The following is a 20,774-nucleotide window of genomic DNA, read 5'->3' as shown; positions in this document are numbered from 1 at the left end:
CCTTCGGTAGGAGGTAGCGAAGCTGCCGAATACCAGGCTCCCCCCAGCGCCCATTCCCCAGCTGGCGCTGGGTCCCACTGTGGTAGGCCCAGCCTTCGGTAGGAGGTAGCGAAGCTGCCGAATACCAGGCTCCCCCCGGCACCCATTCCCCAGCTGGCGCTGGGTCCCACCGTGGTAGGCCCAGCCTTCGGTAGGAGGTAGCGAAGCTGCCGAATACCAGGCTCCCCCCAGCGCCCACTCCCCAGCTGGCGCTGGGTCCCACCGTGGTAGGCCCAGCCTTCGGTAGGAGGTAGCGAAGCTGCCGAATACCGGGCTCCCCCCAGCGCCCATTCCCCAGCTGGCGCTGGGTCCCATTGTGGTAGGCCCAGCCTTCGGTAGGAGGTAGCGAAGCTGCCGAATACCAGGCTCCCCTGGCGCCCATCCCCAGCTGTAACTGCGGCATAGCCCCTGGCGATGATCGCCAGGGTGCCTTAAGGTACCAACCGACAATCATGGGTACTGAAACCTCTCCCGCCTGATCACTACCACCGGAGCGAAGCATGCGTACCATTGGCCTTATCGGCGGTATGAGCTGGGAGTCGACCGCCGAATATTATCGGCTGATCAATCGACAGGTTCGCGACCAACTGGGGCCACTGCGCTCAGCCCGATTGCTGCTGTACAGCGTGGATTTTGGGCCCATCGAACGCGCTCAGCACGCCGGGCGTTGGGACGATGCCGCGGCAATACTCGCCGATGCCGCGTGCCGGCTCGAGGCGGGCGGCGCCGAATGCATCCTGCTGTGTACCAACACCATGCACAAGGTTGCCCCGGCGATCGAGGCGGCGGTGGGCATTCCATTTGTACACATCGCCGACCCCACCAGCCAGGCCGCCCTGGAGAGTGGAACGCTGAAGGTGGGCTTGCTGGGCACTGCGTTCACCATGGAACAGGCCTTTCTCAAAGACCGCCTCACGGCCATGGGCCTGACCGTACTGGTGCCCGACGCACAGGAACGCCGAGAGGTACATCGGATCATCTTCGAAGAGCTCTGCGTCGGGGTGATAAGCGATGAGTCGCGCAAAGTTTATCAGCACGTAATAGCCTCGCTGGCTGCTCGGGGCGCTGAGTCCATCATCCTCGGGTGCACCGAGATAGGCCTGCTGATCAAGCCTGAGCACAGCGCCCTCCCCCTGCTCGACACCACGCTGCTCCATGCACAGGCGGCGGTGGCATTCGCGCTGGATGGATCGGCTTACGGAGAACGATAGCGCAGCAGTCGCCTGTGACGGCAATAGAGGCAGCCGGTAGTGAGCATCAGCAGCATTCTGCTCGTGTCCGGAGCACCCTCACGCCTTATGTGCCGTATGCATCAGGAACCCCAGGCACATGTCGCCCAGATCCTGTTTGAGGGCTTCCCAGTCCCCCTCACCCGCGGCATCGGCGGCCGAGCCTAGGCCAAAGAAGCGTGCGAAGGCGGCATAGGCGATGGTGAAACAACTGGCGACTGCATGTTCCGGCCGTGGGTGATGGATCTCTTCGCGGGCCTGCAACAGCAGCGTGATAAAGCTTTCCGACGTCAGCCTGAAAGACGCTTTGCCTCGGCGTGCCACATGTTCGTCATGGGCATGAGCCATGAAAGGCCGCAGCATGGCCGCGTGACGATGCAGATGGTCACCGAGCAGGCCAACCGCTGCTGGCACCAGGGCCTGCAGCCTCAATTCCTGCTTGCCCAATCGCTCGATGTGCTGCGCCCATTCTTCGTCGATTTCTTCGAGCACCAGGGCCATGACCGCGCGGAACAACTCATCCTTGCCTTTGAAACGGGCATAGATAGAGCCCGTCGAAACCCCCGAGCGCTTGCTGATGCCGGCGATGGTCAGATGTTCGAAGGTGCCGTCGTGGAGGATTTCCCGCGTGGCGGTCATCAGCCGCTCCAACGAGGCGCGGCTGCGATCCTGCTTGGGCATCTTGTCGCATGTCGCTTCAGTCATCAGTCGCACAAGCCTTTTGTTCTGATCGGGCCGCAGCAGTCTAGCTTAGGGTGACGGTCCGGGAACAGGGACAGCCGCGCCCGGAAAATATCATCGCTGATCAGGTTGACGCCTCTTGCGCGCATGACTATATTCGAAAACACGAATCAGTATTCTAGTTCTAGTAAAGACAAGAGTCTGTGACGCTCCATTCCAATAAAACAACAAGGAGTCTGCGCCATGCGCTTTTCCACGTTCCTGGTCGGACGCTCAAGCGGCCCTCATGAAGACAAGTACGTTATGGATGCCCTCGCCGACCATGCACGCCTGGCTGAGGATCTGGGTTTTGACGCAGTCTTCATGCCTGACCACCATTTCACCGGCTACGCCCCCATGTGCAGCGACCCCTTCATGTTTGCCGCCTACCTGGCAGGCACACTGAAGCGCATCCACTTCGGTATGTCAGTTACCACCGTGCCGCTGCACCATCCGGTGCGCTTTGCCGAACGTATCAACCTGCTCGACCAGCTGACCGAAGGCCGCCTGCTGGTTGGGATCGGCAGTGGCACGACGCCCGAGGAAATGATTGGTTTTGGGGTCAACTATAAGCAGGCCTCGGCCATGCTTCAGGAAAACCTCGATATCGTCAGCCAGCTCTGGACCAAGAAGATCGAGGACGAGCCTATCAGCTTCGAGACGGCTCATTACAAAGGTGCCATGGTGCAGCGGATCGTGCCCGGCGCATACCGGAACAAGCCGTTCAACCGAATCATGCCCGTAGCGTTGCGTGAAACCAGCATGCAACGCGCCGCCGACAATGGCTGGCCTGCTTTCATCCCGGCCTTTACCCCGCCAGTACCTGCAACCACCGAGCCCTTCGGGCACCTGAGCCGCTATTTCACCCGCTATCGCGATGCATTGCTGGCCGCCGGCCACAGCGATGAGGTGGTCGAGCATGCGCTGTCCTGGACCACTCACACTTACCAATGCGTGCATGTCGCCCCGACCGACGAACAGGCGGAAGACGAGCTGCATCAGATCCTCACCGCCTACAAAACGTCCATCGAGCGTGAATACAGCTTCAACAAACGTGCTGAAAGACTCAGTGGCGTGGAGCTGCATCCGCACCCGGACTGCTTCAGCGAAGGCTGGATCAAGACCTGGTGTCTACACGGCAGTCCGGACACCGTAGCGGCTGAACTGCAACAGCACCGTGAGCTTGGCATCGGCAATGTACTGATGGGGTTCACCAACGGTCCGTTGACGGCCGAGCGGCTTCGCCTGGGCAACCAGTCGATGGCCCTCATGGCCCGTGACGTCATGCCTCGACTGCGCTGAAACAGGAGCTAGCCATGTCTGAAGTGCTCGCAAAAAGCCGAATCGGCGACCATCGCCCGCTGCTGGTCGGCATCGGCGGCACCACCCGCCCCGGTTCCAGCACCGAGAACGCCCTGCGTACCGCCCTGGACCATGCGCGCTCGAAGGGTGCCCGCACCCTGCTGTTCGGAGGCGCTGAGCTGGCTGCCCTGCCCGCCTACTCCCCGGAGTGCCAGGCCCGCACCGAAGGCCAGACCGCGCTGGTGGAAGCCGTTCGCCAGGCCGATGGAATATTGCTGGCTTCCCCTGGGTATCACGGGGGCGTGTCAGGCCTGGTGAAAAACGCCATTGACCTGCTCGAAGACCTGCGCGCCGATACCCGCGTCTACCTTGACGGTCGCGCCACGGGTTGCATCGTCACCGCCGCGGGCTGGCAAGGCTGCAACAGCACGCTGGGCGCCCTGCGCTCGATCGTGCACGCGCTGCGCGGCTGGCCAACGCCGCTGGGAGTCACCTTGAACACTGCGGGTACCCGGTTATTCGGCAGCGAAGGCGAATGCACCGACGCCTCGGTCCACCAGTCCTTGCAGTTGCTTGCCGAGCAGGTCTTGGACTTCGCCCATGCGAAGCGCCTGGCCAGGAGCCTTTGAATGAATGCCCCCGGGACCGGCTTGACCCTTGAAGAAAAGCTCAGCCTTACCGCTGGCCGGGACATGTGGTCGACCTCGCCGATGCCTCACGCGGGGATCACCTCAGTGCGCTTCGCCGATGGGCCTATGGGTATCACCGGCGGCCGCGTGGATGAACGCGATCTGGCGTTGCTCACGCCATGCGGCGTCGCGCTTGGCGCTACCTGGGACCGAGGCCTGGTGAGGCGCATCGGTGAACTTGTAGGTGACGAAGCCATTCGAAGCGGTGTGCAGGCTGTGCTCGGGCCCAACCTCAATCTGCCCCGCAGTCCGCTCGCCGGTCGCGCTTTCGAACTCTTCAGTGAAGATCCGCAGCTTACGGCTGAATTGGGTAGCCAATGGATTGCCGGTGTGCAGGGTCGCGGCGTGGCGGCAGTTGCCAAGCATGTGGTGTGCAATGACTCGGAAACCGATCGGCGCGGTATGAATTCGGTGGTAGATGAGGCCACCGTTCGCGAAGTTTACCTATGGCCCTTCGAATACGCCGCGCGCAACGGCGTATGGGCGATGCTGACTGCCTACAACCGGCTCAACGGCACGCCCTGCGCCGAGCATGCCCAGGTGCTGCGTGCCTGGCTCAAGAATGAGCTGCGCTGGGACGGCCTGATCACCTCCGACTGGTTCGGCACCCGGAATGGCATGGCCAGCTTGCAAGCCGGACTTGACCTGGAAATGCCGGGGCCTGCCCGGCATCTGGGAACGCAGTTGACCAGGCTTTTCTCGATGGCCCCCAACGACACCGCCGCCCTCGACGAAGCGAATGAACGCTTGCGCAGACTGTCGCAACGGGTCGCCCATCCGGTTCCATACGCCGCGGATGAGCAGACAGTGGCAGCTCGCCTGGCCGTGCTCGAAGAGGCGGCCGCGGCCGGCTTCGTCTTGTTGCGCAACGAGGACGGGCTATTGCCGTTGAACCTCGCATCTCAGGGGCGTCTGGCTGTCATCGGCCCCAACGCGACCGCACCCTGCTATCAAGGTGGTACGTTCGCCAAGGTGGCGATCACCCCCCAGGCCCTGTCCCCACTAGAGGCCATCAGGGCGCATTTCAATGCCCTTGGGTGGCAGGTCGATCATGCCGAAGGCGTACCTCCGGCGTACCGGCTGCCTCCATTGAGCGCCATCGAACCCCGCAGCGCGAAGGGCCAGCCGGGTCTGGACGTCGCCTTTTTCACCAGTGCGAGCGCCAGCGAGGCGGCATTGCGCGAAGTGCGCAACACCACTTCCATGGTGTGGTTCAAGGAGATGCCGGGCATCGGCAGCCTACTTGAATTGAGCGGTGATGCACGCGTGGAAGCCAGCACCGTATTTACCCCACGGCAGAGTGGCAGCTACCGCTTCTGCATCGGCGGCACCGGTCTGGCCACGCTACAGCTCAATGACCACGAGTGTCTGACCTACGACGGCCAGGCGGTATCGGGTGATGTCATGGGCAAGCTGATGCAGAGCGAGTTCGCCTACGTCGATCACCCGCTGGTGGCAGGCGAAACCGTGACCCTGAAGTTCACTCTGCGATTCGGGGCCAGCATTGCCCATGGCCTGTGGTTCGGTTGCCAACCACCCGCGGCCGATAACCTTTTGGGACAAGCCGTAGAAATGGCGAGCGCAGCTGACCACGTTGTGCTGCTGGTGGGCGAAACCGCCGACGCCGGACTGGAAAGCGTGGATCGCGACACCACCCGATTGCCCGAAGCTCAACTGGAATTGATCCGGCGGGTGTGCGCGGTAAATCCGAACACCGTCGTCGTTATCAATGCGGCCCACGCCATCGATACTTGCGACATGGTGTGCGCCAGGGCGCTGATGATGGCGTGGTATCCCGGTCAGCAATTCGCCTCGGCGCTGGCTCAGGTGCTCAGTGGAGCGCGCGAGCCGGGTGGGCGGTTGCCCGTCACTTTCGCACGGGAAGAAGCCGATTATCCGGCCTGGTCGCTAGCACCGGATGCCACGGGCGACCTGCTATATAGAGAAGGCAGCGACATCGGCTATCGCCACTTTGCCGCCCAAGGCAAGACGCCTGCCTTTTGCTTCGGTCACGGCCTCGGCTATGCGGAATTCTACTACGACAAGTGGGTGCTGGCGGGCACTCAGGTGGACGACCTCTGCGTCGAAGTCACTCTCGGCAATCGCGCGTCTCGCGCTGGCAAGGAAATCATCCAGGTTTACCTCAAAGACCCTTCGGGACAGACCCGGCTCGCCGGCTTCAGCAGCGTCTGGTTGGATGCGCAAGAAACCCGCACAGTGAAGGTGAACATCCCCCGCCATGGGTTCGAGCGCTGGAGCGATGGCGGCTGGGCGTTGGTGAGCGGTGAATACCAGATGCAGCTAGGTCGTTCCCTAGAAGACACCCGGGGACGAATTCTTCTCACCGTGAACCCGGGAGGTGAACTGCATAGACCCTCTTGATATCCGCCTGCGTACCTACGAAGAACGACCCTTGAATACAAAAACAATAGGGTGCCGCACCCCGGTGCCAAAGGAGAAGAACATGGAGCCAACCGCGCTGCAAAGCCCGGGTAGTGATGCACCGAGCCAAAAACAGGCGCAAGCGCAACCCCGCTCGATGGATCGAGGTATACGACGCGAAGCCGGCGCTCTTCAGGCAATTATCCTGGTGTTCACCACCCAGCTGCCGATCATGGGGATCATCTCCATCGTGCCGATCATCCCACTGTTGATGAAGCATTTCGCTAGCCATCCACAGGTGGCACTGCTCATCCCCTTGCTCATCGCTGCCCCCAGCCTGTGCATCGCGGTGCTGTCACCCTTGGCAGGCTATCTTGCCGACCGGCTGGGCCGGAGGCGACTGCTGCTCGTCTCGGTGTGTTCGTTCGCGCTGCTCGGCTTCATGCCGTTTCTGCTGGACAATCTGGTGGCGATCATTGCCAGCCGCTTTGGCCTGGGGGTGTGTGAAGCGTTCATCATGACCATTGCCAATACGTTGATGGGCGATCTCTTCCAAGGCCAGCCACGCAAGAAATGGCTGGCGGTACAGAGCGCCGTGGGCTCGGTGTCGGCTACCACACTGTTGTTCGTGTCAGGCATGCTCGGCAACTTCGGCTGGCAGGGGCCATTCGCGCTTTACCTTCTGGCGCTGCCTGTATTTCTCTGTCTGTCGTTGTTCACCTGGGAGCCCGCCCCGCAAGTCGCGGAGCAGGCAACCACGCCCTACCATCGGTTTCCCGTAGCGGCGATGGTGGGCATCGGTGCGGTCACCCTGTTCTGCGCGGTGCTGTATTACGTCGAAGTGCTGCAGATCAGTTCGGTGCTAAGCGCCGCTGGCTTGGATTCCCCTACCCGCATTGGCTTCGCCAGTGGTATCGCCGGCATTGGCGTACCGGTAGGTGCACTGCTGTTCTCGTTAATGTCACGCCGTTCGATTCGCCTGCACCTCCTGTTCACGTTCAGCCTCTTTGCCGCCGGGCTCTACGGCATGGGGGCTTTGCCCGGTATCGCCTGGGTGGTGGCCGCCGCGTTCGTAGCCCAAGTAGCATGCGGCGTATTGATTCCGGCGCTACTGACCTGGTGCCTGGGTAGCCTCGAATATCAGCATCGAGGCAAGGGCATGGGCTTCTGGCACACCGCATTCTTCCTTGGCCAGTTCGTCAGCCCCTTCATCATCTCGTTGCTCGGCTTTCAAGTGCCCGGGGGCTTGCGCGGTGCCGTCTCGGCGCTAGGCATTGTGGCGCTGATAGCAGCACTGCTCACCGCCGTAACGAGCGTTCGTCGCGCCACTCGCCACCCCGCTTTCTGATCCTCAAGGCTTCCTGCGTCGCCCAGCTTGCTGGAGCGACCGGGGAAGCGTGCGCCTATCACCTGCTCAACCAGACAATAACAATACAGAGGTAGCCATGCGTCCGTTGAACCCTTTGATGTGTGCAGTGATGACCCTTGCAAGTGCGTCGGTACTGGCCGCTCCGCAAAGCAACACCCTTGAAGTTACCCCGACCCAGTCGTCAGTCACGCCGCCCACCTGTGAAGCCTATGCCCAATATGTCACCCGGGCCGAGGCGGTGCTCAAGGAAACCGCGCCGTGCGACACGGTGTCCCCAGAGCTCGGCGGCGTGCGCGCGGCCCTGGCCGAGCATGGCTTCGGAATCTACGGCAGCTACAGCCCCAACTTCCGCTACGACGTCTTGGGCCATAACGATCGCCCGCAGCTGTACAACGGCCAGAATCCCACGTGGCGGCAGTCGGAAAGTATCGGGCTCACCTACGACCTGACCCGGGTGGGTTTCGGCGGGAAGGCTCAACTGACCATGGCCTTGGGGTCTGAAAACGGCAGCTACAAATCCAGTAACCCGAATTTTCTGACGATGTCGATCTTCGCCATCAACCAGCGCTTCTTCGATGACCGGCTCGAGGTTCAGTACGGTTACTTCCCAATGATCCGGCAGTTCTACGGGATGGTGCTGGGAGGGAACTCATCGGCTGCCGCACTGGGCCCGATCAGTGTGATTCCGGTGCAATTGGGCCTCTCGCTTTTCAGCCCGAGCCCGGCGCTTACCATTCAGGTGAAGGACGAAAGCAAGCGCTGGTACAACCGGCTGGGCATCGCGCGCAGCGCCAGCCCCAATCGCTTCCAATATGACTTGGACGAGAACCCGACCGGGTTCAAGCTCAAGGTCGAGGGTTCCAACCCGTTGGTCGTCGACGAGCTCGGTTACAAGGTCGAATCCGCACCCGGCGAACATGCACGATGGTTCCGCGCCGGGGCCATCTACAACACTAGCCACTATAGCGACTACCGCCACGGAGGCATGACGGATGACAACTATGGCGGCTACCTAGCAGCGACCTATCAGCTTACGCAGCCAGATGGGCGCAGCCCCCGCGGCCTGTATGCCGATGTGAAAGTTAATTACGCCCCCGAGGACCGCAACCTGTACGGCAAGGACTTCCAGATCACAGCCTTCTATCTCGGCCCGCTGGACAACCGGCCTCGCGACATGGCCTCGCTCGGGTTCACCAAGAGCTATTTCAGCAAATACGTCCATGACGCGGTTGAAAGCAGTGGCACCGACGCGGAGCGCTCCTCCACTGCCCTGTCGCTTTCCTACGCGGCGCGCCTGACCCGCGGCATCTACTGGGTGAACGGCCTTACCTACCAGCAAGGGCCGTCATTCGCACCCGCCGCCGATGATGCCCTGCTGTTCCAGACGGGCTTGAACTTCGCTTTCTAACCTCACCCTACGCCCGCTGCACGCGCAGCGGGCCCTCGCATAAAAGGCCCACCTTTCATGAGCTACTGGTTGATCGTATTGTTGGCAGGGCTTGGCATGATCGGTTCCCTGGGCATCGATACCTATCTGCCAGCCTTCCCCACCTTGATCGATCATTTCCACGCCGCCCCGCTGATCCTTCAGCAAAGCCTGACGGGGTATTTGCTGGGCATGGCGCTGATGATGCTGTTCTACGGAACCCTCTCCGATTGCTTCGGGCGACGACGGGTCATCCTGTGTTCCCTTGCCGTGTTCGCCGGAGGAAGTTTCGCCGCAGCTGCCAGCCACAGCATTGATGCATTCATTGCCTGGAGAACCCTGCAGGGGCTAGCCGCCGGCGCAGGCTCGGTAGTAGGTCGGGCGATCATCCAGGACCGCAGCGAAGGCGCCGCTGCCCTCAAGGCCATGTCCCAGGTCATCATGGCTTTCGCGCTTGCTCCAGCCCTGGCCCCGCTAGTGGGAGCATGGCTGCTGTCCTGGGCTGGATGGCGCTCGATCTTCATTTTTCTCGGTGTGTTTTCCGCGCTTCTATGGCTGGCGTGCTGGATCTGGTTAACGGAAAGTCTACCTCCGTCCCGTCGCCAGAGCCTCTCTGTCCGACCTCTGCTGCGTCGGTACACCACGGTCATGGCCGACCCGCAGTTTCTGCTGCTGACCATAGCCGCAGGCTTGGGCTTTTCAGTATTTTCCCTCTATATAGGCGCGGCCGCCCCATTCGTCACCGAAACACTCAAGCGTGGCAGTGATGGTTTCGGCTGGTTGTTCGTGCTACTGGTGAGCGGGATGATCAGTGGGTCCTGGTTGGGTGCCCGCTTGGCTCACCACATCGATGGAACTGGTCTGATCGCGTTGGGTTATACGATTCAGACGGCAAGCACGGTTGCCGCCGTGTTGTATTTCAACTTGACCGAGGCCCAGCTTCCCTGGGCCGTGTTGCCACTTGGCGCTGCCACCTTTGGACTGGCGCTTATCAATCCGGGTTTGGCCTTGGCTGCCATGGGGCGTTTCCCAAATCACAGAGGCTTGGCCTCTTCCTTGAACGGCTTTATCAACACGCTGTTCTTCGCCGCCTTCGCGGGGATCATCGCGCCCCTACTGTCAGGCGACCCACGGCGACTTGCCGCGGCTTGCTTGCTCAGCGTACTGGTCAGCGCGCTGTGCTGGCAGATTAGCAAGCACTCGCGATCTGCTCCTGATGAGGGGAGCGCTTGAGAAACGATTGAAACCTGCGCCAGGCAGTGCGCCAGCCAAACGGAATCCATAGCCTATTCTCTGGTCGATCCAAGCGCTGTGCACGATCTTCCAAACACCAAGGAACGACCCGATGGCGAACACTTTCAATGTCCCTGGCATATGGTGGTGCTGCGCGAGATACGCTGATCGGTGGCGCTGGGGCGGACCCGATGTCGGGCTACCGGGACCGCCCCGCACGTCAGGGCTGGCGCAAGGGCCCGGGCATGGCAATCAGGCCGTAAGCGGATGCTCGCTCACCGGCGCAACGCCTACCAGCGCTACCTCCACCGCCTCCGCTCCAGCGCCACCGATGTCGCTGGCGGCCGTTGCCTGGGGCGTACTGCTGGCGAACACGAAGTTGCGATGAGCCAGGCCGGTGAGGTCGCCTTCCAGCGCCACCTCGAACCTGTGCCCTTCCCCATCGGTTTCCAGGCTTCGCACATAGGTACGGTCCAGGTTCTCGTTGTAAATCACTTTAAGCGTGCCATCGGTGCCATCGCCCAGGCGTGTGTAGCCGAGGGCAGCAACATCGAGCTTGTCCTTGCTCAGCTCGAAGTCGCTGATCAGGTCAGCCTGTCCGCGGTAGCTGTCGCTGGCGGTTTCAAAGCGGAAGCTGTCCTTGGCGCTGCTGCCAATCAGCGCGTCCGCACCGCCACTGCCCACAAAAATGGTGTTTTCGCCGGGGTTGTAAAGCACGTCATAAGCCTGGCTGCCGGTCAGTGTGTTATAGGCCGTGCCGGTACCCGGCCCCTGGGCGAAGATGAACTGGTCCGCGTCGCTGCCGCTACCTGCTTTCAGCGCGCGGGCGTAGTCCAGTTCGAGCACGAAGCGATCACCGTAAAGGCCGCCGTCGAACGACTGCACCAACACATGACCCGTGCTGGCGTCGTAGCCATAATGCAACGTGTTGTGGTAGCCATCCCCAAGCCCGGTGAAGCCCAGCGCCGAGACATCGATCAAGTCCCCCTGGCCGTAGGCGAAGTGACTGATCAGGTCAACGGCGCTAACGTTGTCCCGGGCATTTAGGAAACTGTCGCGCACGCCGTTGTAAAGGTAGGTATCCGCGCCGCTGATCCCATGCAGCTGGTCCGCGCCGAGGCCGCCGATGAATACATTGCCGGCCGCCTGGCTGCCGTAGAGCTGGTCATTCCCGTAACCACCGTCGAGTACGTACTGGGCCTCGGAGGTTCGCTGGTCGAAGGTATCTTCCAGGTAGGTGCCCTTCTGCATCAGCACGAAATTGCGCGTGCCAAGGCTGTCTCTCGCATCCCCCTGGATGCGCACCTCGAAGTAATAGCTGGAGGGGTAGTTATCCAGCGAGCGCACGTAGGTCAGGTTCTCGCCTGCGTCGTAGCTCACCGCGACATCACCGTTATAGCCGTCGCCGACCCGTTGCAAGCCTAGGGCTGTGAGGTCCAGGCGCGAGGCGGCATTCCAGTCTGTGATGAGGTCGGAATGTGAGATACCGCCCAGGCCATAACTGTCGTACAAGGACTTGAATACATAGGTATCGCCCGAGCTGCCGCCACCGGTCAAGGTGTCAACGCCGGTGCCGCCTTCGAGCACGTCCCGGCCTGTACCCCCGCGCAGCACATCGTTGCCGGCATCGCCGTAGAGGTAGTTCGAAGCCTTGTTCTCGGCCGTAATGACGTTGGCGGCAGCGGTGCCTTCCCAATAAGCTTGCCCGCGAGGCCCAGCCTGGGCACTGATCGGTGGATTGGCCGCCGCGGTAATCAGGTTGGCGTTGCTCAGGCTGGTCGCCAGGCTCCCCTGGAGCGCCAGTTCGAAACGGCTGCCGTCGCGTTGCAATTCATCATTGCGCAACAGCGTCCGATCCTGCGCTGGATCATAGATCAGCTTGAGCGTGCCGTTGCTGCCGCTCCCCAGGCCTGTGAAGCCGGCGGCGGATACATCCAGCTTGTCCTGGCTGACGTCGAAACCGAAGATTGTGTCTTCTTCAGCGGAGATTCTCTCCAACTGATCGGAAGACACAGGCTCACCCTGAATGCTGTCGTGACGGCTCAGGTAAACGAAGGTGTCGGCACCGGCACCGGCAATGAGGTCATCGCCACCGTCGTTGCCGGTCAGAATGGCCCCTTCGCGGTTGGCTCGAAGTTCTTCGCCGGCAGTGTCTGAGCCGGTGACCGTGTTGTACTCATTAGCGGTAGAGGTATTGCCTGCGAAATAGAACAGGCCCTTGTCGACTTCCGTATCCGGCACACCGTCTCGGAACCAATCGTCAAGGTGAAAATTCAGCACAAAGCGATTGCCCTGAGCATCGGTTTCCAGGGACTGCGCCACATAGTAGTCATGCACCCGGTCGTAGCTGAACTTGAGGGTGCCGTTGTAGCCATCGCCCAGGGCGGTAAAGCCTAGGGCCGAGACGTCGATCACGTCCCGCCCGCTGAGCACGGACCAGATCTGATCCACCGCGGCCGCTCCGGTCTTGTCATTGACGAAACTGTCCGATATCGCCGTGTAGAGGAAGGTGTTCTGGGCTCCGTCGTCCCAGCGCGCCACGGTGAGGATAGTGTCGCCGCCGGCGCCGCCATGGAAGGTACTGGTACTGTCCTGGCCTACACCGTCGGTTAGCCTGTCGTTGCCCGCCCCGCCATTGATGACGACAGAGCGCTCTTCAGGCCGCAACTCGAGACGATCGTCGCCCGAGGTCCCATCCACACGGAGTACGAAATTGTCCTTGGTCAGGGGCTGGGCTAGCTTGCCCTGCAGCCGGACCTCGAAGTAATTCCCGGCGCTGTTGGCCTCTGTGGCTCGCACGAAGGTGAGATCACGCGCTGCATCATAGCTGACAGTCAGGTCAGCGAAGTCCAGCCCAAGTCCGGTGAGGTCAAGGCGGTCCGTGGCGCTCCAATCGGTGATCAGGTCCGAATGGGAGCCCTGAACGTTGCCATAGCTGTCGCTGAGCCTGCTGAAGACGAAACTGTCCCTGCCAATCCCGCCGCTCAGTTTGTCTACCCCGGCACCGCCTATCAGCACATCGTAATTGCTGCTCGCCACCAGGGTGTCCGCCCCGGCGCCTCCCTGGAGGTACAAGGCGGCGGTGCCGCCGATGGCCAGGTTGTCGCCGGCGCTGGTGCCTTCATAGGCGGTATAGAAACCACGACTTTTTACAACGATGTCGTTCGGCAAGGCGGTTACAGCATCCTTGTTGACGCTCATGGGCGGTCCTCGTCTGGGCTGGGGGCAGGCACCGACGACGGACTGGGCCTATGGATTCAGCGGATCAGACCATGCTCGGTCCGCCCCGTTCGCACCCCTGTCAAGGCAAGTTGAGGCAACCTGCACGAGCTCGCGCAGGTCAGGACGTCAGAGAAAAGCCGAAGATCTGCTTCGCGAAGCCTGGGGCTCTTGACCACGCGAGGTACTGATATGGACTATCTGATCAGTGTGCGACCAGAGAATCAGGATACGGCACTACGTCCGCGGTGACGGCGACCTGTGGGTCACGGGCGTGTACGGCCATGGTCAGTTTGGTACCACTGTGCTGCACCGGTTGCCAGATACGCCAGGCCTGGCCTGCCTCGAGGTCAGGAACCTGCACCGTCTCTCGAGCGACGACTTCGCCTTTGCGGGTCAGTTCAAAGTTCAGGTAGCCCCCCTGAACCAGATGATCCGAAGTATTGGCCACGGTGCCGACGATGCTGGTGATGTGGCCTGCATCCACAAGCTGGACATTACGCAGCTTGAGGTCGTCAGCCGAGGCAAACGAATGGGCCAACATGCCGAAGACCAACCCTGCGATGGCTTTCCTTTTCACACTTCCCTCCATGGGACTAACGAGATGGCGCGATGATAGCAGCGACCGAAGCGTCAAGAAAAGGGCTTAATTCATGCCTTTCTAAAAAGTTCACTTTTATTGCCAAGAATTTGACAAGCGCTATGCCAGGGGAATGTAGGCTTCCAAACGCGTCGACCACGCCGAATCGTTCGTCAGCCAGGTCAGCTTTCCTCGCTTTCGGGAGATGGCGAAATCATGGGGACGGGACATTCCGGAGGGCCTATCCCAGCTGACGCTGGGCGCGACCAAGGTCCATCGGATGGGCGCGGTCTACTCGCAGCAAAGGCAAGGAGGCGAGCGCCGTGCCGGGCACGTTGCCACACGGCAGCGAAGCCAGGCTCTGCTGCCTGCTCAAGAATGCAGTATCAGGACGGAGGCGGAAAATAGGCCCGCCACTGAGCAGTGGTAGAGGGCCAGACCATTTTGCCTGGGATCCGGCGGCCAGCTCAGTGCAGTTGGGCCAGCGCGCGGTTGTACATGCGTGTGCGCCTATGCTTGGCGTCGTACCCGCCAGCGGCAGCCACAGTGCCGGCCTGGACATGATCCAGGTAGCGGAACAGCCGCCCCGGTGACACCAGCGAGATGTCGTAGCCCAGTTCCACCATACGGTCTTGCAGTGTGTAGCCGGGCACACGGTCATCCATGCAGAAATGCAGGCCGTGCTGCTTCATGGCCTGGGCGTTCCATAGGGTGCAGAAGCTTTTCAAATGTTGTTCTTTCCAAGGCTTTGGCGCGCGTCCCGGCAGGCCCAACGCGCGTAGGCCACGACGGAAGTAATGCTTGCAGTAGCGCGAGCTGTGCCGCCAAACCGTACGCAGCATGCCTCGGTTCAATTGTTCCAGGCAGCCTGCCGCGGCGACCTTTGGATGAGCCGTGCAACGATCAAGCAGAAGTTGAAATACTTGCGGGTCGTAGATGAAAGTATCGGTATGCAATAACAGCACGAACTCGGTATCGATGCGTTCCAGGATCATATCCAGGGCCTTGCCATGGGCAATATGTCCCTGCTCACGACCTGGCGAGGCGCGTTCGATGAGATTGATCCAGTCCAGGCTACGCAAGTATTCGGTGCTTTCATCAGCCGAATCGTTATCCACTACCCATACGGGAATCCCTTGGGCGCTAGCGGTTTCACGCAGCAATTCCAGGCAGTTCCTGGTCAGGTCGTGGGTTTTGAAGTTAACGAGGGCGATGCTGAATCTGGATGGGCCGGCCGCAATTTCTGTCATCTGATGCTCGACTTCCAATGGCTGAGCCAATATTGGCTAGCGTTAATGTTTCAGCGGCGACACGCGCAAGACACTATGCATCCAGACTGAGCAACTGCAGCAACCCGCTGATAAGAACTTTGAGCCGGAGGTTATTAAGGTTGGTGTGAAAATTTTGTTGCGGGCTCGTTGCCAAAATATTGCCCCGACACGACAGCTTGTAACTGGATGTTGCAAACAGATCCTGCTTCCTGACGGGAACTGTCATGGCCCAAATCGTTGGGCTCGCCTGACAGACGCCGTGAGGCCAGTAAAAACCGCCGATAAGCGCATCAGGCAGGTCCTGCCGTCGTCATTTTGCAATACATCGTTCATGAAGCTGTGACCTGCCACTGCCAATGTCCCGGCCATCAGTGCATACGCGCGGCAAGCCCAGGGACTGGTGAATGAACGTGACGGTATTCGGAACAGGTTACGTAGGCCTTGTCCAAGCGGCCTGCCTCGCCCAGGTGGGCCACTCGGTGTGCTGCGTGGACGTGGATGCCTCCCGGGTAGCCTCGCTGAATCGTGGCCATTGCCCATTGTTCGAACCTGGCCTGGAAGCCCTGCTCGACCGAAACCTTGCCAGTGGTCAATTGCGTTTTACCACCGACGCCGCCCAAGCCACGGCCTACGCAGAGATCATCTTCATCGCGGTCGGTACGCCCGCCCTGGCCGATGGCAGCGCGGACCTGCGTCAGGTTTTGGCGGTGATCGACAGCGTCGTCCGCCATGCCACGGGGCCACGCCTGGTGGTAAACAAATCCACCGCCCCCGTGGGCACCGTGGACAGGCTACGCCAACGGGTGGCCGAATCGGGCGGGGCGACCGCGGATATCCATGTGGTCAGCAACCCGGAGTTCCTCAAGGAAGGCTCGGCCGTGGATGACTGCATGCGCCCGGAGCGCATCATCATCGGCGGAGCACGCCCGCAAGATCTCGCCCTGTTGCGCGAGCTGTACCTACCTTTCAGCCGCAACCGCGACAAGCTGATGGTGATGGATGCCCGCAGCGCCGAGATGACCAAGTACGCGGCCAACTGCATGCTGGCCACGCGCATTTCCTTCATCAACGAAATGGCCAACCTGGCCGAGCATCTGGGCGCGGACATCGAGATGGTCCGCCGCGGCATCGGTTCGGATTCGCGCATCGGCTACGACTTCATCTACCCCGGGTGCGGCTTTGGCGGTTCCTGTTTCCCGAAAGACCTGCAAGCCTTGCGTAACGCCGCGGAGGCGTCCGGCTTCGACGCTCAGTTGCTGAGCGCGGTGGCGGCCGTGAACCAGCGCCAGAAACATCGGTTGTTCGACAAGATCCGCGAGCATTACCAGGGTTCCCTGAGCGGCAAGACCTTCGCCCTCTGGGGCCTGGCGTTCAAGCCCAATACCGACGACATCCGCGAGGCCTCCAGCCGGGTATTGCTTGAGTCACTCTGGCAGGCCGGCGCCCAGGTTCGAGCCCACGACCCCCAGGCCATGGGCGAAATCTTCCGCCTCTACGGCGAACGCACGGATCTGAAACTGGTGGCCAGCAAGGTCGATGCCTTGTGCGGAGCCGACGCCCTGGTGATTGTCACCGAGTGGGAGGATTACCGCGTGCTCGAGCTTAACCAACTGAGCGAACACCTGACGGACCGGGTAGTGTTCGATGGCCGCAACCTGTTCGAGCCTGACCATTTGCAGGCAGCCGGGCTTGCCTATTACGGCATCGGCCGCGGCCAGGTCGCCCAGGCATGACGGTACTGGTCACCGGCGCCGCCGGCTTCATAGGCTTCCATGTGGCGCAGCGTTTGTGCCACCTGGGCGTGCCGGTGGTCGGCGTGGACAACCTTAACGCCTATTACAGCGTGAAACTCAAGCGGGCTCGACTGGAAAAGCTCGAGGCACTCCCCCGGTTCGCCTTCGCGCCCCTGGACATCGTGGACAAGGCCGATCTGCTGGCGCTGTTCCAGGAATATGCCTTCACCGAAGTCATCCACCTGGCCGCCCAGGCCGGGGTGCGGTATTCACTGGAAGCGCCGGATACCTATGCCCAGGCCAACCTGGTCGGCTTTCTCAATGTGCTGGAAGCCTGCCGCCAGCATCCGGTGCGGCACCTGATCTACGCTTCCAGCAGTTCGGTATATGGCGCCAACAGCAAGCTGCCCTTCTCGGTGCAGGATCCGGTCGAGCAACCCGTATCGCTCTATGCCGCCAGCAAGCGCGCCAATGAACTCATGGCGCACAGCTACGCGCACTTGTTCGGCGTTGCAGCCACGGGCCTACGCTTTTTTACCGTCTACGGCCCCTGGGGCCGGCCGGACATGGCCCTGTACCGCTTCACCCGCGCCATGCTGGCCGGGGAGCCTATCGCTGTCTACAACCAAGGCGATATGGCGCGGGACTTCACCTACATCGACGACATCGTCGAAAGCCTGGTACGGCTACGCCTGCGCCCGCCAGTGCCCGTTCCCGGCTGCCCGCCCTGCCAACTGTTCAACATCGGCCGCGGCGCGCCTGTCCCGCTCACTGCCTTCATTGAGTGCCTGGAGCAGGCGCTGGGGGTGAAAGCCGTGCGTAACCACCTGCCCATGCAGCCTGGCGACGTACCGAGCACCTGGGCGGACATCGGTGCCCTGGCCGAGTGGATCGGCTACTCGCCCAAGGTAACGATCGAGCAAGGCGTGGCTGCCTTCGTGGCTTGGTACAAGGAGTTTCATCGACTATGAACCCCGTCAATGTAGTACCTCTTCATCCCGCTCCGGCGCTCGGGCGGGTTTACCTCTCGGTGCTGATCCCGGCCAAGAACGAAGAAGACAACCTCCCCGGTTTGCTGACAGAGGTCCGCGCGGCCCTGGCTGACGAAGACTACGAAGTGCTGGTGATCGACGACGGCAGCACGGATCATACCCTGGCCGCCCTGCAGTACTTGAAAGCCCAGGGTTTCCCGCAACTGCGGGTGCTGCGTCACCCGCGCTCGCTGGGGCAAAGTACCGCCATCTGGCATGGCGCCCAGGCTGCCCAGGGCGCCTGGCTGGTAACCCTGGACGGCGACGGCCAGAACGACCCGGCCGACATCCCTGGCATGCTCGAGCGGGTACGTGGCAGCGAAGGACTGGCCGGAGGGCTGAAGCTGGTGGCCGGGCACCGGATCAACCGGCGCGACAGCCTGAGCAAGCGCTGGGCCTCGCGCTTCGCCAATGGACTGCGCGGTCGCTTGCTCAAGGATGGCACCCCGGACACCGGCTGCGGCCTGAAGCTGATCGAACGGGCCACCTTCCTGCGCCTGCCCTACTTCGACCACATGCATCGGTTCATTCCCGCCCTGGTGCGTCGCCACCACGCGCTGATGTGCGTGCATCCAGTCAATCACCGGCCGCGCCAGGCGGGCGTCTCCAACTATGGCAACCTGGATCGGGCCCTGGTGGGCCTGCTGGACCTGGTCGGCGTGTGGTGGCTGATACGCCGCACCCGCCTGGACGGAGCGCCCCAGGAAATCGCCTCATGACGCTGACCCGGGAAACCCTATGGCTGTGCATCGGCTTCGCGGGCCAGGCCGTGTTCACCGGCAGGTTCGTCTTGCAGTGGCTGTACAGTGAGTTCAAGAAACGTAGCGTGATCCCGGTCGGCTTCTGGTACCTGAGCATGCTGGGCAGCGCGCTGTTGCTGATCTACGCCATCTACCGCCAGGACCCGGTATTCATCATCGGCCAGGCCTTCGGCTTTCTGGTGTACCTGCGCAACCTGCAGCTGATTGCCCGGCACAAGACGGCGGAGCACTGAAAGGTGCCGCAACTGAAGTCTGCCGCTCTGGAACGCCTGGCTCTGGCAGGCCTTGCCCTGCTGCTGGTAGGCGCGGGCCTGGGCTGGCGCCAGCCGCTGAACGTGGATGAGGAACGCTTTCTCGGGGTTGCCCTGGAGATGCTGCAAAGCGGCACCTGGTTCATTCCCCACCGCGCTGGGGAAATCTACGGCGACAAGCCGCCGTTGTTCATGTGGACGGTAGCCTTCTTCAGCTGGTTGACCGGCTCGCCCAGGGTCGCCCTCTACCTGCCCGGCCTGCTTTCCGCGGCGGTGACCACGGCGGTTCTGCATGACCTTGGTCAGCGCCTGTGGAACAGACGCATCGGCCGCATCGCCGCGCTTCTGTTCCTGGGCACCTATCAGACCTACAGCATCCTGCGGGTTGGCCAGATCGACAGCTTTCTCTGCCTCTGGGTCGCCCTCGGCCTCTACGGGCTGGTACGCCACCTGCTGCAGGGGCCGGCCTGGGGGTGGTTCTACCTGGGCTGCGCCGCCATGGGCCTGGGGATCATCAGCAAGGGCGTCGGCTTCGTGCCGGCGTTGATGCTGCTGCCTTATGCCTACGCGGTACGCCGAGGCTGGCCTGGGGTCGTCAGCCTGCCGGGGCAAGCGCGCCGCTGGTGGCTGGGCGCCTGTATCACCCTCGCCGCCTGCGCCCTCTGGCTACTGCCGTTGCTGGTGGCCATCGCCCAGCGAGGCGGGGCGGCCGAACTGGCCTATCTGCAGGATATCCTCCTGCGCCAGACCGCCAGCCGATACACCGATGCCTGGGATCACCGCGAGCCCTTCTGGTACTTCTTCGTCAAGGTCATTCCCCAGTACTGGCTGCCCCTGGTGCTCGCCTTGCCGTGGCTGGTACCGGCCTGGTATCGACAATTGCGCAAGGGCGACGCGCGGGTGCTGCTGCTATTGGGCTGGGCCTGCCTGGTAGTGCTGTTCTTCTGCCTCAGCACTGGCAAGCGCAAGATCTATATCTACCCAGCGCTGCCTGCCCTGGCGCTGGTAGCCGCCCCGCTCGTTCCATGGCTGCTGGGCCGTTGGTTCAGCGGTCGCCCTCGTGGTCGGCAAGCCTTCATTGCCCTCTCTGTGCTGTGGTTCGGCCTCTGGTTCGTCCGGGGTTTTGTCGAGCCGCTTCGCGAAGGCTCCAATCCTCATGCCGCCCTGATGAGCGAAGCCGCCGAAGCCAGCGCCGGCGCCGACCTGGTGCTGGTGGACTGGCGTGAGGGGCACTGGCTATTCGCCCGCCAGCCCATCGTTCACTTCGGCTTCAGCCGGGGTTCGTCCGTGGAAAACGCGGCCAGCTGGCTGCAAACCCACCCCACGGCCTTCGCCCTGGTGCCGAAGGCCAGCCTGAACCGCTGTTTCCACGCCGATCAGGCCAGGCTCCTGGGGCAGACCTCACGGGCCAGCTGGTACCTGGTCAACGGCACGGCGGACAACGGCCGCTGCCGCTCGACACCGCCCAGCACCGTGTACCGCTTCCATTGGACGGCGCCCACCGGGTAGCCGGCGCCACCCTTTCCTTCCCTTGAGTCG

General features: G+C 62.0%; 16 protein-coding genes. 12 read left to right on the top strand and 4 right to left on the bottom strand.

Annotated features, from left to right (window positions below):
- The first annotated feature begins 539 nt into the window (after window positions 1–539).
- The gene (locus BN1188_RS16425) at window positions 540–1,250 is read left to right on the top strand and encodes an aspartate/glutamate racemase family protein (protein WP_040262466.1); all 711 of its coding nucleotides are present in this window, start codon (window positions 540–542) and stop codon (window positions 1,248–1,250) included.
- A gap of 78 nt (window positions 1,251–1,328) precedes the next feature.
- Here the strand turns inward: BN1188_RS16425 and BN1188_RS16420 are convergent, their stop codons facing one another.
- Window positions 1,329–1,973: a TetR/AcrR family transcriptional regulator gene (locus BN1188_RS16420; RefSeq protein WP_040262465.1), complete on the bottom strand. Its 645-nt coding sequence runs from the start codon at window positions 1,971–1,973 to the stop codon at window positions 1,329–1,331.
- A gap of 219 nt (window positions 1,974–2,192) precedes the next feature.
- Between BN1188_RS16420 and BN1188_RS16415 the strand changes: the two genes are divergently transcribed.
- From BN1188_RS16415 to BN1188_RS16390, 6 genes are all read left to right on the top strand, one after another.
- Complete coding sequence (locus tag BN1188_RS16415; RefSeq protein ID WP_040262464.1) at window positions 2,193–3,290, top strand: LLM class flavin-dependent oxidoreductase; 1,098 nt, start codon at window positions 2,193–2,195, stop codon at window positions 3,288–3,290.
- A 14-nt stretch (window positions 3,291–3,304) separates the two neighbouring features.
- On the top strand, window positions 3,305–3,919 hold the full coding sequence (locus BN1188_RS16410) for an NADPH-dependent FMN reductase (RefSeq protein WP_052469315.1): 615 nt from the start codon (window positions 3,305–3,307) through the stop codon (window positions 3,917–3,919).
- The gene (locus BN1188_RS16405) at window positions 3,920–6,361 is read left to right on the top strand and encodes a beta-glucosidase family protein (protein ID WP_040262463.1); all 2,442 of its coding nucleotides are present in this window, start codon (window positions 3,920–3,922) and stop codon (window positions 6,359–6,361) included.
- 82 nt (window positions 6,362–6,443) lie between these two features.
- Entirely contained in the window at window positions 6,444–7,709 is a 1,266-nt protein-coding gene (locus BN1188_RS16400) for an MFS transporter (RefSeq protein ID WP_052469314.1), read from the top strand.
- A 130-nt stretch (window positions 7,710–7,839) separates the two neighbouring features.
- Window positions 7,840–9,138, top strand: a complete 1,299-nt coding sequence (locus tag BN1188_RS16395) for a carbohydrate porin (protein WP_157395818.1) — start codon at window positions 7,840–7,842, stop codon at window positions 9,136–9,138.
- Window positions 9,139–9,195: 57 nt separating this feature from the next.
- Window positions 9,196–10,389: a multidrug effflux MFS transporter gene (locus tag BN1188_RS16390; RefSeq protein WP_040262462.1), complete on the top strand. Its 1,194-nt coding sequence runs from the start codon at window positions 9,196–9,198 to the stop codon at window positions 10,387–10,389.
- Window positions 10,390–10,641: 252 nt separating this feature from the next.
- On the opposite strand, the gene BN1188_RS16385 is transcribed toward BN1188_RS16390, so the two are convergent.
- From BN1188_RS16385 to BN1188_RS16375, 3 genes are all read right to left on the bottom strand, one after another.
- Window positions 10,642–13,590 carry a M10 family metallopeptidase C-terminal domain-containing protein gene (locus tag BN1188_RS16385; protein WP_052469312.1) on the bottom strand — a complete coding sequence of 983 codons (2,949 nt, stop codon included), beginning with the start codon at window positions 13,588–13,590 and terminating at the stop codon, window positions 10,642–10,644.
- Window positions 13,591–13,813: 223 nt separating this feature from the next.
- Entirely contained in the window at window positions 13,814–14,188 is a 375-nt protein-coding gene (locus BN1188_RS16380) for an FxLYD domain-containing protein (protein WP_040262461.1), read from the bottom strand.
- Window positions 14,189–14,655: 467 nt separating this feature from the next.
- Window positions 14,656–15,438 (bottom strand): glycosyltransferase, encoded by a 783-nt coding sequence (locus tag BN1188_RS16375; RefSeq protein WP_040262460.1) that lies wholly within the window; start codon window positions 15,436–15,438, stop codon window positions 14,656–14,658.
- A gap of 425 nt (window positions 15,439–15,863) precedes the next feature.
- Between BN1188_RS16375 and BN1188_RS16370 the strand changes: the two genes are divergently transcribed.
- From BN1188_RS16370 to BN1188_RS16350, 5 genes are all read left to right on the top strand, one after another.
- Window positions 15,864–17,192, top strand: coding sequence for a UDP-glucose dehydrogenase family protein (locus BN1188_RS16370; protein ID WP_040262459.1), 1,329 nt, complete (start codon window positions 15,864–15,866; stop codon window positions 17,190–17,192).
- On the top strand, window positions 17,189–18,163 hold the full coding sequence (locus BN1188_RS16365; RefSeq protein ID WP_040262458.1) for an SDR family NAD(P)-dependent oxidoreductase: 975 nt from the start codon (window positions 17,189–17,191) through the stop codon (window positions 18,161–18,163). The genes BN1188_RS16370 and BN1188_RS16365 overlap by 4 nt, the downstream gene beginning before the upstream one ends.
- Window positions 18,160–18,942 carry a glycosyltransferase family 2 protein gene (locus tag BN1188_RS16360; RefSeq protein WP_052469311.1) on the top strand — a complete coding sequence of 261 codons (783 nt, stop codon included), beginning with the start codon at window positions 18,160–18,162 and terminating at the stop codon, window positions 18,940–18,942. The genes BN1188_RS16365 and BN1188_RS16360 overlap by 4 nt, the downstream gene beginning before the upstream one ends.
- Window positions 18,939–19,217, top strand: a complete 279-nt coding sequence (locus BN1188_RS16355; RefSeq protein WP_040262457.1) for a lipid-A-disaccharide synthase N-terminal domain-containing protein — start codon at window positions 18,939–18,941, stop codon at window positions 19,215–19,217. Before BN1188_RS16360 ends, BN1188_RS16355 begins: the two co-directional genes overlap by 4 nt.
- A gap of 138 nt (window positions 19,218–19,355) precedes the next feature.
- A complete protein-coding gene (locus BN1188_RS16350) occupies window positions 19,356–20,744 on the top strand; it encodes an ArnT family glycosyltransferase (RefSeq protein WP_408633629.1) in 1,389 nt (462 codons plus the stop codon).
- The last annotated feature ends 30 nt before the right edge of the window (window positions 20,745–20,774 follow it).

Source organism: Pseudomonas massiliensis, from assembly GCF_000826105.1.
GTDB lineage: Bacteria > Pseudomonadota > Gammaproteobacteria > Pseudomonadales > Pseudomonadaceae > Aquipseudomonas > Aquipseudomonas massiliensis.
Note: the sequence above shows the minus strand (reverse complement) of the source record. Positions and strands in the feature narration are given on the sequence as shown.